Source organism: Flavobacterium sp. (assembly GCF_036515215.1).
Taxonomy (GTDB): Bacteria; Bacteroidota; Bacteroidia; order Flavobacteriales; family Flavobacteriaceae; genus Flavobacterium.
The window spans coordinates 1-16,171 of the sequence record NZ_DATBVQ010000125.1 but is presented as its reverse complement, the minus strand read 5'-3'; the positions used below and the strand labels follow the sequence as shown (position 1 = coordinate 16,171).

17 protein-coding genes and 1 pseudogene are annotated in these 16,171 nt (G+C 39.2%); 6 read left to right on the top strand and 12 right to left on the bottom strand.

Annotated features, from left to right (window positions below):
• The 12 genes from VIH09_RS08820 to hemA form a co-directional block, all read right to left on the bottom strand.
• Positions 1–460, bottom strand: a 460-nt coding sequence (locus VIH09_RS08820; protein WP_331580032.1) for a response regulator, incomplete at its 3' end; no start/stop codon positions are given.
• Positions 461–517: 57 nt separating this feature from the next.
• On the bottom strand, positions 518–2,209 hold the full coding sequence (locus VIH09_RS08815; RefSeq protein ID WP_331580030.1) for an ABC transporter ATP-binding protein: 1,692 nt from the start codon (positions 2,207–2,209) through the stop codon (positions 518–520).
• A 68-nt stretch (positions 2,210–2,277) separates the two neighbouring features.
• Positions 2,278–2,991 (bottom strand): 3'-5' exonuclease, encoded by a 714-nt coding sequence (locus tag VIH09_RS08810; RefSeq protein WP_331580028.1) that lies wholly within the window; start codon positions 2,989–2,991, stop codon positions 2,278–2,280.
• A 12-nt stretch (positions 2,992–3,003) separates the two neighbouring features.
• Positions 3,004–3,474 (bottom strand): methylated-DNA--[protein]-cysteine S-methyltransferase, encoded by a 471-nt coding sequence (locus tag VIH09_RS08805; RefSeq protein ID WP_331580026.1) that lies wholly within the window; start codon positions 3,472–3,474, stop codon positions 3,004–3,006.
• A gap of 234 nt (positions 3,475–3,708) precedes the next feature.
• The gene (locus VIH09_RS08800) at positions 3,709–4,110 is read right to left on the bottom strand and encodes a c-type cytochrome (RefSeq protein WP_331580024.1); all 402 of its coding nucleotides are present in this window, start codon (positions 4,108–4,110) and stop codon (positions 3,709–3,711) included.
• Between the two features lie 78 nt (positions 4,111–4,188).
• On the bottom strand, positions 4,189–5,181 hold the full coding sequence (hemB, locus tag VIH09_RS08795; RefSeq protein WP_331580022.1) for a porphobilinogen synthase: 993 nt from the start codon (positions 5,179–5,181) through the stop codon (positions 4,189–4,191).
• A 37-nt stretch (positions 5,182–5,218) separates the two neighbouring features.
• Positions 5,219–6,121, bottom strand: coding sequence for an oxygen-dependent coproporphyrinogen oxidase (gene hemF, locus VIH09_RS08790; protein WP_331580020.1), 903 nt, complete (start codon positions 6,119–6,121; stop codon positions 5,219–5,221).
• Complete coding sequence (locus tag VIH09_RS08785; RefSeq protein WP_331580018.1) at positions 6,121–6,501, bottom strand: hypothetical protein; 381 nt, start codon at positions 6,499–6,501, stop codon at positions 6,121–6,123. The genes hemF and VIH09_RS08785 overlap by 1 nt, the downstream gene beginning before the upstream one ends.
• Before the next feature lie 12 nt (positions 6,502–6,513).
• Entirely contained in the window at positions 6,514–7,539 is a 1,026-nt protein-coding gene (gene hemE / locus VIH09_RS08780; protein WP_331580016.1) for a uroporphyrinogen decarboxylase, read from the bottom strand.
• Positions 7,540–7,560: 21 nt separating this feature from the next.
• Positions 7,561–8,244: a uroporphyrinogen-III synthase gene (locus VIH09_RS08775; protein WP_331580014.1), complete on the bottom strand. Its 684-nt coding sequence runs from the start codon at positions 8,242–8,244 to the stop codon at positions 7,561–7,563.
• A complete protein-coding gene (gene hemC / locus VIH09_RS08770; protein ID WP_331580012.1) occupies positions 8,244–9,167 on the bottom strand; it encodes a hydroxymethylbilane synthase in 924 nt (307 codons plus the stop codon). The genes VIH09_RS08775 and hemC overlap by 1 nt, the downstream gene beginning before the upstream one ends.
• Positions 9,167–10,423, bottom strand: a complete 1,257-nt coding sequence (hemA, locus tag VIH09_RS08765) for a glutamyl-tRNA reductase (protein WP_331580010.1) — start codon at positions 10,421–10,423, stop codon at positions 9,167–9,169. The genes hemC and hemA overlap by 1 nt, the downstream gene beginning before the upstream one ends.
• Before the next feature lie 228 nt (positions 10,424–10,651).
• On the opposite strand from hemA, the gene VIH09_RS08760 reads away from it, so the two are divergent.
• The 6 genes and pseudogenes from VIH09_RS08760 to VIH09_RS08735 all read left to right on the top strand — a co-directional run.
• Positions 10,652–11,524, top strand: coding sequence for a helix-turn-helix transcriptional regulator (locus VIH09_RS08760; protein WP_331580008.1), 873 nt, complete (start codon positions 10,652–10,654; stop codon positions 11,522–11,524).
• Positions 11,525–11,657: 133 nt separating this feature from the next.
• Positions 11,658–12,689, top strand: a complete 1,032-nt coding sequence (gene hemH, locus VIH09_RS08755; protein WP_331580006.1) for a ferrochelatase — start codon at positions 11,658–11,660, stop codon at positions 12,687–12,689.
• On the top strand, positions 12,690–14,045 hold the full coding sequence (locus VIH09_RS08750; protein ID WP_331580004.1) for an MATE family efflux transporter: 1,356 nt from the start codon (positions 12,690–12,692) through the stop codon (positions 14,043–14,045).
• A complete protein-coding gene (locus VIH09_RS08745) occupies positions 14,032–14,586 on the top strand; it encodes a CopD family protein (RefSeq protein ID WP_331580001.1) in 555 nt (184 codons plus the stop codon). Before VIH09_RS08750 ends, VIH09_RS08745 begins: the two co-directional genes overlap by 14 nt.
• A gap of 2 nt (positions 14,587–14,588) precedes the next feature.
• Complete coding sequence (locus tag VIH09_RS08740) at positions 14,589–16,061, top strand: sensor histidine kinase (RefSeq protein WP_414656148.1); 1,473 nt, start codon at positions 14,589–14,591, stop codon at positions 16,059–16,061.
• 9 nt (positions 16,062–16,070) lie between these two features.
• A pseudogene (locus VIH09_RS08735) lies at positions 16,071–16,171 on the top strand (enoyl-CoA hydratase); the annotation flags it as partial.

Below are 16,171 nucleotides of genomic sequence, written 5' to 3'. Positions count from 1 at the left end.
GCAAAGGGCTCAAATGAAAAAGATCGCTATAGCGTGTTTTTGCCGTCTCGTATGAAAAGAAAATCTTTTTTCTCTCTATGCCGCAAAGCATGCTTTTACGCAACATCGCTGCAGACAATCCGTCCTTTACCAAATAATCCGAAATCCCTTGAGAAATTGATCTAAGACAAATATCCACGTCAGCAATAGTGGTCAAAGCTATGATTGGACCAAAAAACACTAAATTTAACATTTCGGTCATAACATTCTCTTTACTGATATCAGGCAATGTCAGGTCTAATAATACGGCATCAAAAAACTTATCTTCGGAAGACAAAATGAAAGAAGCTTCCTTAAAGTCCTTTGCGTGCTTGACTTCCGATTTAAAATCCAATCCCGATATTAAACCTTTTATCGTATCATAATCACTGAAATTGTCTTCAACAACTAAAATCGAATATGTTTTGGGCGTTTCACTCATTTTCTCCTAATATTCATTCTCATATCCAACATTTTTACTCCCATTTAAACACGCTCGCTAATTTTCTCCAGTTGGGATGGCTTCTATCAGTTTCTTCGTATATTCCTTTTGAGGGTTAGCGTACAATTCATCCGCATCAGCGATTTCCTCTATTTTTCCTTTGTTCATTACCAATACTTGGTCACTCATGTATTTCACCACCGCCAAATCATGCGAGATGAAGATATAGGTGAAACCGAAATTCTCTTTCAGCTCGTTTAAAAGGTTTAAAACCTGCGCCTGAACAGATATGTCCAATGCCGAGACTGATTCGTCACAAACGATTAATTTGGGCTGTAAGGCTATTGTACGCGCTATTCCTATTCTCTGCCTTTGCCCTCCGGAAAATTCGTGCGGATAACGGTTGAAATACTCTCCCCCGAGTCCCACCCGTTCCAGAATTTCAATGGTTTTGGCTTTCCTTTCTTTGTCGTTTTTATACAGGCCGTGAACCTGCATTGGCTCCATGATGGCTTTTCCAACGGGAATTCTTGGGTTTAACGAAGAATACGGATCTTGAAAAATAATCTGTATTTCTTTCCTGAGTTTTTTGATCTCAGCGCTCCCCAATTTTGTGATGTCTTGTCCGCGATATAAAATCTGGCCGGATGTGGCTTTGTCCAATTGCAAGATGGCATTGCCCAAGGTAGACTTGCCGCAGCCGCTCTCCCCAACAAGCCCTAAAGTTTCACCTTCGTACAATTTGAAACTCACGTCATTTACCGCTTTAAAACCGGATTTTTTCCCGAAGAAGCCAGCCGTGGAAAAATATTCCTTTTCTACATTAATGACCTCTAATATTGGTTCTTGACTGTATAACTTGTCATGAAATTGCAATCTGTTGTCTAGAGTTACAATTTCAGGATTTATGTCATTACTTAAAAAATCTTGAATGGTAGGCAAGCGTTTCAACCGAAAATTTAAAGATGGTCTAGAGGCGATTAAAGCCTTGGTATAATTGTGTTCCGGATTTCTGAAAATTTGTTTCACTTCTCCCTGTTCTACAATTTCACCCTTGTACATCACTAAAACACGATGCGCAATTTCAGAAACCAAGGACAAATCATGGGATATAAAAATGATACTCATTCCAGTCTCCTGTTGAATGTCTCTCAGCAATTGAATAATTTCTTTTTGAACGGTAACATCGAGCGCCGTTGTCGGTTCATCAGCAATCAACAACTGAGGTTTGCAGGCAATAGCCATGGCAATCATGACACGTTGTTTTTGCCCGCCAGAAATTTCGTGGGGGTATTTTTCGAACAATACTTCGGGATTCGGCAGTTTTACTTTTTCAAACAATAAAAGTGTTTCTGCCTTCGCGTCTGAGTTGGATAATTTTGTGTGCTGCAGTAGAATTTCCTGCACTTGAAAACCGCATTTAAGCGATGGGTTCAGCGAGCTCATGGGTTCTTGAAAAATCATGGCGATTTCATTTCCGCGCAGATTCTGTAATTCTGATTCACCCAAATGCGCTACATTTTTCCCGTCAAAAACGATCGTACCTTCCGAAACCTTAGAAATGTGTACGGGCAACAAGCCCATAATGGCCAACGAAGAGACAGACTTTCCTGAACCTGATTCACCTACGATTCCCAGAATTTCATTCTCGTGCAAATCATAACTGATATTTTTTATGACAGCCTTATAACCCCCTTCATTTTTGAAAGAAATCTCAAGATTATTTATCGAAAGTAAAGGCTTGCTCATGTTGACAAAAGTAACCAATTAAGATTAAAGTTTTTGTGGATTTTGAAAACTGACGAGGAAAACTTCGTTTAAACATGGATAATCTCGTCGTCAATCAATAAATCTTCTCTGCGTAGCCGAAGAAAGATCTGGGCAACAGCGATGGTATCCTTTTCGCAATAGGTCACAATTCGATCAATATCTTTGTCCACATAAAAAACATGTCCTACCTGACTGCCGTCGATGTCGCCTTTCGGCGAAGGAACCCCAAGTACTTTACACATTAACTTTAAAGAAGTAAAATGCTTGTAGTCACCAAATTTCCATAACTCCAAGGTATCTAAATGCGGAATTTCCCACGGTTTTTTCCCAAATAGATTCAGTTTGTTGGGAATGGCAATTTGGTTAATTATCATCCTTCTGGCGATAAAAGGAAAATCAAACTCTTTCGCATTATGCCCGCACAAAACATGTTGGGGCTGGTTGAAGTGCATATTCAGCAAATTATTAAAATCATTCAAAATTTTCTTTTCCTCACCGAAAAAGGAGGTCACGCGGAAATTCCTGATATCGCCTTTGGTGACAAAATATCCCACAGAAATGCAGACAATCTTCCCGAACTCGGCCCAAATCCCCGCTCGGTCGTAGAAATCTTCCGGGGTATACTCGTCCTTCCGTTGGTATTGGGTTTTGTGCTCCCAAAGGTCTTTCATCTCCGAATCCAATTCGTTGAAGTCCCCGGCTTCGGGTACGGTTTCTATGTCCAGGAAAAGTATGTTGTCAAGGCGGATTTTTTCAATCATAGCATTACTATATTAGAATAAACTTTGTTGCGTTGTTGGGTTTTCATGTTCCAAAAGCCATTTTTTGCGCCACAAGCCGCCGGCATAACCGGTCAGCGAACCGTCGGTTCCGATGACCCTGTGGCAAGGAACCACAATCCACAACGGATTTTTCCCGTTGGCGGAAGCCACGGCTCGAATCGCTTTGACGTCACCTAAGATTTTGGACTGTTCCAGATATGTTCTGGTTTTCCCGTATGGAATTTCCAATAAGGCTTTCCATACTTTTTGCTGAAATTCGGTTCCCTTTGGGTTCAATTTGAAAGTGAAATCGTTTCTTTTCCCCTCGAAATAATCATTGAGTTGGGAAACGGCATCATTTAAAATTGCTGGAATTATTGCTGAAACCTCGCCTTCATCGGCAACTGAAATTGCCGAAACCCCCTTTTCGTCTCCTATAACCGTAGCAATTCCCAAAGGCGTTTTGATGCAAGCTGTTTCCATAGAATAAAAATAATAAATTAAACCGCATGGTTCACAAAGAGCAGCTAAACTTCAAAAATAATCGCTAACGACAACCTCCTGAATCAAAAAACCACCTCGGTTGAGATGGTTCTTGTTTTTTTAGCCCTGGTGGGAATGGCATCCTTTTCTTGCCTTATTTAGGCGAGGAAAGATACAGCGGACAGCGGGAATCAGCTTCAAAAAATTCCGAACTAAATTCAGCCTCAACTATTTTTAATTACTGTATATATAAGTTTCCAAAGCTTTAAGCTCTTCATCAGACATTGCTTTTGTAACAGCAAAATTAGTTTTCATCACCTCGTATTGGCTAGGATCCACAATTGGTTCTCCTTCTGCTTTCAAAAACGCGACCATATTTGCGTTTTTGTCCTTATAGATTTTCGCAATCTCCTGAACGCTTGGTCCTATTGATTTTGTGTCGACTTGATGGCAAGAGATGCAATTCCCTTTCCCTTCGAAAATGCTCTGCCCGAGTTCTATCGCTGTTTGTGTTTGTGCCGGCATCCCTTCAGAAACGGCAACTTTAGTTTCAACTTCTTTGCCAAATGCCTCCGAACCTTGCTTTTTGCAAGAAAAAGCTAAAAATGCGATTGCAATTACTATTACTTTTTTCATACCACGTTTTTTTAGTTTTCTCAAAAACAACTCGTTTTTTGAAGATTAAAATTACTCTAAAATATACTGATTCGCTAATTATCTGTTCAAAAGTATTGCAGCCTCTTTTGCGAAATAGGTTGAAATCAAGCTTGCTCCCGCGCGTTTGATGCACATTAATTGCTCCATCATGATTTTGTCATGGTCCAGCCAACCTCTTTCGGCAGCGGCTTTGATCATCGCATATTCACCGGAAACATGAAATACAGTCACCGGAACATTTACCGCGTTTTTGACCTCGCGAACGATATCCAGATAAGCGATTCCGGGTTTTACCATAACCATATCGGCACCTTCCTCGACATCCCAAAGGGCTTCTTTGATGGCCTCGAGGCGATTCGCATAATCCATTTGGTAGGTCTTTTTATCCGTTGGAATGTTTTCACTGTCAACAGGCGCACTGTCCAAGGCATCACGGAAAGGTCCGTAAAATGCTGAAGCGTACTTGGCAGAATAACTCATGATCCCAACGTTTTGGAAACCTGCGGCGTCCAAGCCTTGGCGCAAACGCAACACGCGACCGTCCATCATGTCTGAGGGTGCGACAAAGTCGGCGCCTGCCTCAGCATGAGAAACGGCCATTTGAACTAGAGCGTCGACAGTAGAATCATTTTCAATATCGCCGTTTGCAATAATTCCGTCATGACCATACATGGAATACGGATCCAAAGCCACATCAGGCATGACAATCATTTGCGGACAAGCCGCTTTGATGGCGCGAATCGCGTTTTGCATTAATCCGTCTTTGTTCCAAGCTTCTTTTCCCGTATTGTCTTTTAAGTTTTCGCTTACTTTTACATAGATGTTTACTGCACGAATGCCCAAATCGAACAATTCCTTGATTTCTTTAACCGTTAAGTCGATTGAACGACGAAAGATTCCCGGCATTGAAGCAATTTCGACTTGTACGTTTTCTCCTTCGGCAATAAACATAGGAAACATAAAATCCGCAGCACTCAAGCTGGTTTCACGAACCAAACTTCTGATCGATTCATTGGTTCTTAATCTTCGGCCTCTGTGTAATGGGAACATATTTCTTAATTTATAATTGACAATGAATAATTGATAATTAAATCCACTCTACTGGGTTTTCCAACACGTTTAGCAGTTTCTCTTCTTCGCTTCCCGCTTCCGGATGATGGTCGTAGACCCATTGCACATTCGGTGGCAAACTCATCAGGATACTCTCGATTCTACCGTTGGTTTTTAGCCCAAATAAAGTGCCTTTGTCGTGAACCAAATTGAACTCAACATAGCGACCGCGACGGATTTCCTGCCATGTTTTCTGTTCTGCGGTATAGGGCAAATTTTTCCTTTTTTCTACAATCGGGACATAAGCTTCGAGGAAACTATTTCCAACTTCGGTTACAAAATTGAACCAATCTTGCATTTTCATGCTTTCGGTTTCTTTGCAATAGTCGAAAAACAATCCGCCAATTCCGCGAGCTTCATTACGATGTGCGTTCCAGAAATAGGCATCACATTGTTTTTTATATTTTGGGTAAAAGTCCTTCTTGTGTTTGTCGCAAGCGGTTTTACACGTTTGATGAAAATGGATTGCGTCCTCCTCAAACAGATAATAGGGCGTCAAATCCTGTCCTCCGCCAAACCATTGTTGGATTACATTCCCGTTATCATCATACATTTCAAAATAACGCCAATTGGCATGAACCGTAGGCACCATGGGACTTTTTGGATGCAAAACCAAACTCAGTCCGCAGGCAAAAAAGTCTGCTTCACCTACATTAAACAGTTTTTGCATGCTGTCTGGTAATTTCCCGTGAACGGCTGAAATATTCACTCCGCCTTTTTCAAAAACAGCACCGTTCTCGATTACGCGTGTTCTTCCTCCTCCGCCTTCCGGACGCTCCCAACAGTCTTCGCGGAATTTGGCTTCACCGTCAACAGCTTCTAAACCTGCTACGATTTGGTCTTGAAGGTTTTGTATGTATGTAAAGAATTGTTCTTTCATTATAATTTTTCTTTTGCGGCAGCTATTTTATTAAAAATATCAAACGAAAAAGTCTTGCTTTGCTGTTGAATGTAATTGTAAATAGCAACGGCTTTCTGTAGAAAATCGAATTGTTTTTCTTGAGATAAAAGCACTAAAACGTCTGCAAATTGCTCGAATTGTTTCCAGTCCAAATGATATCGACCTAAATGCGCAATCAAATCATTGTCATTTAAATCCTTTAGATTTTCAATGGTCAGATCAAAACCGGTTAACTGATTATCAAGGATGCTTGTGTCTTCAATATTCCAAAATTTGGGTACAAAAACCAAAGAATACAACATCCTCAGCATGTTGTCTATCTTGATACTTTGTTCGTCTCGCAATCCCTTGTTTAGCATTTTTATGAAATCTTACTGATTGTATTCCTTTACGGCATCAATAAACGCTTTCGCATGATCTACGGGAATATTTGGTAAAATTCCGTGGCCTAAATTCACTATGTATTTATCTTTCCCGAATTCGTCAATCATTTCGTGTACCATTTTCTTGATAACGGGAATTGGAGACAATAGTCTTGACGGATCAAAATTCCCTTGCAACGTGATGTTTCCACCCGAAAGGTATCTTGCGTTTCTTGGAGAACAAGTCCAGTCTACCCCTAAAGCGGAAGCCCTACTTTTTCCCATTTCGCCAAGAGCGAACCAACATCCTTTTCCGAACACGATAACCGGAGCATCATCTGCCAATGCTTCTACGATCTGGTTGATGTATTTCCATGAGAATTCTTGATAGTCAGTTGGAGATAACATTCCACCCCAAGAGTCAAAAATTTGAACGGCATCTACTCCTGATTTTACCTTTTCTTTCAAGTATAAAATAGTGGTATCAGTGATTTTTTGCAATAAAACATGTGCCGCTTCTGGGTGTGAGAAACAAAACCCTTTTGCTTTATCAAAGCTTTTAGATCCTTGCCCTTCTACTGCATAACACATAATCGTCCATGGCGAACCTGCGAAACCGATCAACGGCACCTCATCATTCAACATTTCTTTTGTCAATTTGATAGCGTCAAAAACATACCCCAAAGTTTCATGAACATCAGGAACAATTACATTTTCCACATCCTGAATCGTACGGATAGGATTTGGCAAAAACGGTCCGAAATTTGGTTTCATCAACACTTCAATTCCCATGGCTTGCGGAATCACCAAAATATCCGAGAATAAAATGGCAGCATCCGGAGCGATTCTACGAATAGGTTGCACGGTAATTTCGGCAGCTAATTCCGGAGTTTGACAACGAGTGAAAAAATCATATTTATCACGCAAAGCGATAAATTCAGGCAAATATCTACCCGCTTGACGCATCATCCATACTGGTGGACGTTGTACTGTTTCTCCTTTTAATGCTCTTAAAAATAAGTCGTTTTTGATCATGTTTTAAATTTTAGCTGATTGCTACTCGCTATCAGTTTTATAATATTCTATAACTTCCTCAATCACCTCTTCTATTGTTGGTGTTTGGGCAATTACAATGTTTTTAACTTTATTTGTTTCTAATGTTTTTGCAGTGGTATTGCCTACGCAAAAACAAATTTCATTTTTGATTTTGTTGTTTGTCAAATAACTTTCAACGGCAGATGGGCTAAAAAACATAATTCCGTCAAATTTCTCTTGATCTGATATTTTGAAAGGCGCCAACTTGGTTTCGTAAACTTCTATTTCATTAAATGTTATCCCTGCGCTCTTCAATGCTGCAGGCAAGGTTTCTTTGCGCAAATTTCCGCTTAAAAAAGTATAGCTTTCCTCGTTGTAAATTAAAGTGATTATTTCAGCTAATTCAGATGCGTAATCCAAATAAACATCAACTGTAAAACCGTTAACTTCAAGTAATTCTTTGGTTTTAATCCCTACACAAAAAACAGGTTTAGACTTTAGAACTTCCCAACCGTTTTGTTCCACCAAACTTAAAACAGCATTTTGGCTACTAAAAATCAAGTTGTTGTTGATTGTATTCAGTTCAAAAAGGTTGTTCTTTATTTCGATAAAATCTTGTTCTAAAAGATCAAAATCAGCGTCAAGAAATACTTGCCTTTGTTCTGCTGACAATGTTTTGGTGGATAAAATGCTTGTTTGGCTCATTACTTCTTCAAATTATTTTTAATTTCCGTCATCAATTTTGTTCCGCCATTATTTAAGATTTCCTGAGCAGAATAAAACCCTAATTTCTTCCACTCTTCGATAGGAACAATTTTGTCGATTTCAATCTTTTCTTTTCCGTCCAATGAAAACAAAACCCCTTGAAAATGAATGCTGTCTTCTTCTTCATTATAAATTGCTAAAGCTCCGATTGGCGCCGTACAACCCCCTTCTAGGGTTTTAAGAAACTGGCGTTCGATATAAGTGACGATTTCCGTTTCGATATCATTCAATTGTGATAAAGCATCTAGAGTAAAAGCATCATTTTGCATTGCAACTACAACCATAGCTCCTTGGGCTGGAGCAGGTATCATCCAATCTAAATCAATGAAATTGTCTGGTGTCAGCTTAATCCTTTCTAAGCCTGCTTTCGCAAAAACAGCTCCATCCCAGTCGCTTTCATCAAGTTTTTTCATGCGTGAATTTATGTTTCCACGTAAATTGACTACGGTATGTTTTGGGTATTTGTTCAGCCATTGCGCCTGACGACGTAAACTGCCTGTAGCGATAGTTCCTTCCCCGTTTAGAAAATCAAGATTACCTTTGTGCACTAAAATATCCAATGTGGTGGCTCTTTCCAAAACTGCTGCCTGAACAATCCCTTTAGGCAATGCCGTCGGAACATCTTTCATGGAATGCACTGCAATATCAACATCACCATTAATCATGGCAATATCTAGTGTTTTAGTAAAAATTCCTGTGATTCCGAGCTCGTAAAGTGGTTTGTCGAGAATAATGTCTCCAGTTGATTTTACGGCGACAATTTTAGTTTTGTAGCCTAAATCATTTAGTTTTTTCTCAACAGTATGTGCTTGCCAAAGTGCGAGTTCGCTGTCGCGAGTTCCTATTCGTATCGTTTTCTCCATTATTTGACGGCAGCGCTAATTTTGAATACTTTTTCAATCCATTCGATGCTCTCGTCCACCATGGTGTCGTCATCTTTCAAATGGTTGGCAAAGTGAGTGGTTATTTTTTGTATGATTCTTGCGCTGATAATTTCAGCTTGCTCGAGATTAAAATCGGATATTTTCCGACTTTGGAAATCCAGTTCTGAAGTCTTTATGGCATTCAGCTTTTCCTTTAAAGCGGTAATTGTTGGCGCAAACTTTCTCCCTTTTGTCCAAATATTAAATTCCTCTTTGATCTCTTCAATTATAGCTTCGGCTGCAGGAATGTGCATTTTTCTGTTTTCTAAGGTTTCGTCCGTTAGTTGCGACAAATAATCCATGTGAATCAAGGTAACGCCTTCTAACTCCTCAACGTCTTTATTTACATTTTTAGGAATGGATAAATCCAAAATCAACAATGGTTTCTTAAGGTTCAAAATTGCTTTGTCAACCGTGGGGTTTTGAGCCCCCGTAGCTACCACGACAACATCAGCTTTTTGCAACTCCAAATGCAGTTCAGAATAATCCTTAACGATTAGGTTCAGTTTTCCCGCCAATTTCTCGGCCTTATCTTTGGTTCTGTTGATGAGCGTTATGTGCTCATTTTTGGTGTGCTTTACCAAATTTTCACAGGTATTCCTTCCTATTTTCCCTGTCCCGAACAGTAGGATGTTTTTGTTACCAATGTCTTCAACGTTCTTGATAATATATTGTACAGAAGCAAAAGAAACCGAAGTGGCTCCCGAACTGATCTCTGTATCTGTTTTTATTTTTTTGCTCGCTTGAATCACGGCGTTAACCAACCTTTCCATAAAAGTATTGGCAAGGCCCAACTCTTTTGATTGCACAAAGCTTGATCTTATTTGAGAAATGATCTCGAAATCACCGAGTATTTGGCTGTCTAAACCCGTCCCAACGCGGAACATATGACTGATGGCCTCTTGATTTTTATATACGAAACCTACTTTTTGGAACTCCTCGACACTTCCTTGGCTGTTTTCGCAAATCAATTTTATCAGTTGAAAAGGGTGTTCCGCAAATCCGTAAATTTCCGTTCTGTTGCAGGTAGAAGTAACGATTAGACTTTCAATCCCTTCGCTTTTGGCTTGTTCCAGTAAACGTGATTTAGCAGCAGCATCTAGGCTAAATTTTCCTCTGATTTCGGCATCCGCTTTTTTATAGCTTAAACCAACCGCGTAAAAATACTGATGCTTTGATAAGTTGTTATTTTCCATATAAATACTTTTCCAGAAAGTGAAACAAAATTAGAGCTATACTATTTATAAAAGTAACGCTAGAAGTACTTTTTGTGTCGCTTCATGTTTTTTTGTTTCTAATCGTCTCTTTTATTATAAAAAAGGCTATTTTTGTACTGATAATGGGTAATTATCTATTGTTTGTTTAGAGTGGTTCTAAATAAAATTATATGATAATTATCATTTTTACAATTAAAAAATGTCGCTATGAGTTCTCAAGAAATAATTAAAATCGAAGATGATTTTACGTTGATTCGCTTTCAAAACGATAGTACTGAAGTTTTTAATGCACAGCGCGAAGTCAGTAGCGGCCTAATCCAATTCCACTTTGGATTAAAAGGAAGCGCCAAGTTTATCTTCAATCAGGGGAATTATGCTTTGGATATGAAAGAGGAAAAATCCTTGCTTCTATATAATCCCCAAAAAGAATTGCCATTAAATTTAGAACTGGCCCCAAATTCCTGGGTAATTTCCGTCATAATTTCGATCAAAAAATTTCATGCGTTGTTTTCTTCCGAAGCGGATTACATCACTTTTTTGAGCGGAGACAATAAAGACAAAAAATATTATAACGAAGGAAAGATCAGCCCATCGATGGCAATTGTCTTGAGTCAATTGTTTCATTACAACTTGCATCCTTCCATTAAAAACCTATACTATAAAGGAAAAGGATACGAATTGTTAAGCTTGTATTTCAACCGAACCGAAGATCCAAATGCAGAACAATGCCCATTTTTGATAGACGAAGACAACGTCTTGAAAATTAAAAAAGCCAAAGAAATCATTATTGCCAACATGGCAGAACCGCCGGGTTTGCAGGAACTGGCTGATGAAATAGGCTTGAATTTGAAAAAACTAAAAATGGGTTTCAAGCAGATTTATGGCGATACCGTTTATGGCTTTCTGTTTGATTACAAAATGGATTTTGCCCGAAAACTTCTCGACAGCGGATCTTACAACGTAAATGAGGTAGGATTAAAAATAGGATATAGCACCGGAAGCCATTTCATTGCCGCATTCAAGAAGAAATTTGCCACCACGCCAAAGAAATATTTGATGTCAATCAATCCAAATACTTAATGGAGTATTGATTTTACATATTAAACAATAAATAAAAAATAGTTAATTCGAATTTATCAAAAAATAAGTTTGTCTACTTTTATCGAACAATTTCTCGTTTTGCAGAACGAGACTTAATGAAAACAAAAATAAAATGAAAGGTGTATTATTAGTCAATTTAGGTTCCCCAGAAAGTCCAACAGCAAAAGATGTAAAGCCCTATTTAGATGAGTTTTTAATGGATAAATACGTTATCGACGTTCCTTTTCTTCTACGAGCATTACTTGTCCGAGGAATCATTCTTCAAACAAGGCCCAAAAAATCGGCTGCCGCTTACGCAAAAATTTGGTGGGATGAAGGTTCACCTCTTGTGGTTATTTCCAAAAGAATGCATAAAAAGGTAGAAAAAATGGTTGATGTTCCCGTTTCCCTAGCTATGCGTTATGGAAACCCATCGCTGCTGTCCGGGCTTCAAGAATTGCACGATAAAGGGGTGAACGAGGCGCTTCTATTTCCTTTGTACCCTCAGCATGCAATGGCTTCCACAACCACCATTTTAGAATTGGCCGAAGAATTGCGCAAAAAGCACTTCCCGGAAATGAAATTTACAATCGTTCCTGCATTTTACAACAAGCCCGATTACTTAAAAAATCTGGCCGATTCGATTAAAGGACATTTAGAGGGTTACGATTACGATCATTTGCTGTTCTCGTATCACGGGATTCCAGAGCGTCACATCCGTAAGACTGACATAACCAAATCACATTGCAAAATTGATGGCTCCTGCTGCAATACACCATCGCCAGCACATGAATTTTGCTACCGCCACCAGTGCTATGAAACAACCAAACAAGTAGTTAAACTTTTAGGGATTCCCGAAGGAAAATACAGCCAGACCTTTCAATCGCGACTGGCGGGCGACAAATGGTTGACGCCCTATACGGATGTCGAGGTGAACAAAATGCCTGAAAAAGGAATAAAAAAACTAGCTGTTGTAACTCCAGCATTCGTTTCTGATTGCTTGGAAACATTAGAGGAAATCGCAATGGAGGCCAATCACGAATTCAAAAAGAACGGAGGCGAAGAATTTTTGGCCATCCCGTGTCTGAACGACAGCGACGATTGGTGTAAAACCGTAAGCAATTGGATAAGTGAATGGGCAATTGTTGAAAAAAGGAATGCATAAATGGCAGTTTCAGCCGAGGAACTAGGGACACAAGACATTAAAAAACTCTTGATAAAACAAGCAGTTCCAGCATCTATAGGGATTTTATTCATGTCGGTCAATATTTTAATCGATACTATTTTTGTTGGGCAATGGATTGGTTCACTCGCTATTGCGGCTGTCACCGTAGTCCTGCCAATAACCTTCCTGATTTCATCATTAGGTATGGCAATTGGAGTCGGCGGAGGTTCCGTTCTTTCCAGAGCTTTGGGCGCTAATAAAAAAGAGAAAGCACTATCTACCTTCGCTAACCAAATCATGATGACTTTCCTATTGGCATCTGTATTTGCATTATTGGGTATTTTTTTCAGTAGCGAAATGCTATTGCTTTTTGGCGCAAAAGGCGCTATCATGGAACCAGCAGCAGAATTCTTCTTTCCTATCATACTTTCTGTGCCTTTTTTGGCATTATGCATGATGGGAAATAATATCATAAGAGCCGAGGGCAAAGCCAAATTCGCTATGTTTGCCATGATTATTCCCGCTTTTGTCAACATTGCACTTGATATCGTTTTCATAAAAATAATGAACTTGGGGATGTTCGGTGCGGCTTTGGCCTCGGCAATTTCCTATTTCATGTGTTTCTTGTTTGTGCTTTGGTTTTTTATGTTTAAAAGCGAATTAAAACTAAAGGCAAGCCATTTTAAATTCCATTTTCCTATTATAAAAGAAATTACTGAATTGAGTTTTGTCACTTTTTCAAGACAAGGCGTGGTTAGTATTTTAGCCATAATTCTCAACCACACCTTATATACTTATGGTGGGGAACATTCTATCGCCGTGTATGGGATAATCAGCAGAATGCTGATGTTTGCCTTGTTCCCGATATTAGGTATCACTCAAGGGTTTCTTCCCATTGCAGGTTTCAATTATGGAGCTGAAAAGTATGAAAGAGTAAAGGAAAGCATACAGGTTTCCATCAAATATGCTGCACTTATAGCGGCTACCATTTTTGTATTTATCCTGCTGTTTGCCACTCCCATAGTCTCCATCTTTACCACTGATCCCACGGTGATTGCCGAAACTCCAGATGCCTTGCGTTGGGTATTTGCCGCATCGCCCATAATTGCAATCCAGCTAATCGGCGCGGCCTATTTTCAGGCGGCCGGAAAAGCTAAAAAGGCATTGTTTCTGACCTTGAGCAAACAAGGATTTTTCTTAATTCCCTTAGTGCTCATTCTACCGAATTTTTTCGGTATTTTTGGGGTGTGGGTTGCCTTCCCTATTGCTGATGTCGCATCAACAATACTGACTGGTTATTTCCTACGAAAAGAAATGAAAACAAAATTGATTAAAACTGCCGATGGACTATTATAACTATCTAAAATCCCTACACCTCATCTTCGTGATCACCTGGTTTGCAGGTCTTTTTTACATCGTTCGGTTATTTGTTTACCAAATTGAAGCTGCACAGAAACCATCCCCAGAAAAGGAGATATTGCAAAAACAATACAAAATAATGAGCTACCGTTTGTGGTATATCATCACTTGGCCATCAGCGATATTGGCTAGTTTTTTTGCCTTTTGGATGTTGTTTTTTACGGATCTGGGAGCTGCTTGGTTAAAAATGCCGTGGATGCAGGTAAAACTTGGCTTCGTATTTGTGTTGTATTTGTATCACGGCAAATGCCATCAAATATTCAAACAATTGCAGAACAACGAAATAAAATATACGACGAACTTCATGCGTCTGTGGAATGAGGGAGCTACCATAATACTTTTCTCAGTGGTTTTCTTAGTAGTGTTAAAAAATGCCGTAAACTGGATTTATGGCGTTATCGGAATTATCAGTTTTTCGGTTTTGATTATGCTTGGATTTAAATTCTACAAAAAAATTCGAGAAAAAAATCAATCTTAATTATGTTAAAAGGCTTTAAAATATCGATGTTGTCATTGCGAATTCGGATCTTTCTTTCGATGATCGTATTGATAATTGTAGCCTCTGTCCTGCTCGCTTCCATTTCAATCATCCAATTCAAAAACGAAGCAAAAGAGTACCACCAGGAACGGTTAGAACGCAAAGAAAACGCGGTCCGCGAACATATTAACTATGTGCTTTCAACAACTACCTATCCGCTGACAACCGAAAATTTGGATCTGATTTTCAAGGACAAAATTCACGAATTGGCGCACATACATAACATTGAAATAAATATTTACGACTTGGACGGAAAATTATTAAAGTCCTCCAAAGAGTCTTTTTCCGTCGATAAGGTTTCGCCTCCGATTCCCAAATATATTTTAAAACTGGTCCGTTCCTCAATTGAGAAAAGATATGTAGACATCAAGACCATAAATGGTGTTAAAAACAGATCTTCTTTTACACAAATAAAAGACGATAAATTTAAACCTCTGGGTGTTTTGAACTTACCGTACCTGGAAGATGATGGTTTCTATGACAAGGAATTAAACAGTTTTCTGATCCGTTTAGGACAGGTCTATTCCTTTATGCTGATCGTGGCTTTTGCGTTAGCCTATTTTCTCGCCACTTACATAACAAAGTCCCTAAAGACCATTTCTGACCGGTTAAACGAGACCAGTTTGAAGCAAAAAAACAAAAAAATCGTGTTAGAGGCAAGCAGCAAAGAAATCAATTTATTGATCAGCGCCTACAACCGAATGGTGGACCAGCTCGAAATCAGCGCCGTAAAACTAGCGCAAAGCGAAAGAGAAGAGGCTTGGCGCGAAATGGCAAAGCAAGTGGCCCATGAAATTAAAAACCCACTGACCCCAATGCGCCTAACCGTTCAGAGTTTTCAGAGAAAATTTGATCCAAACGATGCGGAGATAAAACAAAAAATGCACGACTACTCCGAAACCTTGATTCAGCAAATAGACACCATGAATTCCGTTGCGTCTGCTTTTTCAAATTTCGCTTCCATGCCTGCCCAACAAAACGAAACCTTAAACGTGGTGGAGGTAGTGGAATTGGCGCTGGATATTTTCAACGAGGAATCGATTGCTTTTGAAAGCGAATCTTCGGAGATTATTTCAAAAATAGACCGTACACAACTCATTCGTATTATCACCAATTTGGTCAAAAACGCCATCCAATCCATTCCGGAACAACAGGAAGATAAAAAAATCCTTGTTAACGTAAAAAAGGAATTGAATAATGTGCTGATCAGCGTTGCCGATAACGGAACGGGAATCAGCCCCGAAGATATTGATCGTATATTCGAATTTAAATTCACCACCAAAAACAGCGGAATGGGTCTGGGTTTGGGTATTATCAAAAACATCATCGAAAATTATAAAGGAACAATTACCTTTGAAACAGAATTTGGAAAAGGAACCCAATTTACGGTTTCACTTCCTATAATCAACTCCTAAATCATCACAATGAGCTACAAAAACATTTTAATCGCAAAAGAAAACAGCATTGCAACCATAACTATAAACCGTCCTACAAAACTTAATGCGCTAAACAAAGAGACCATTCA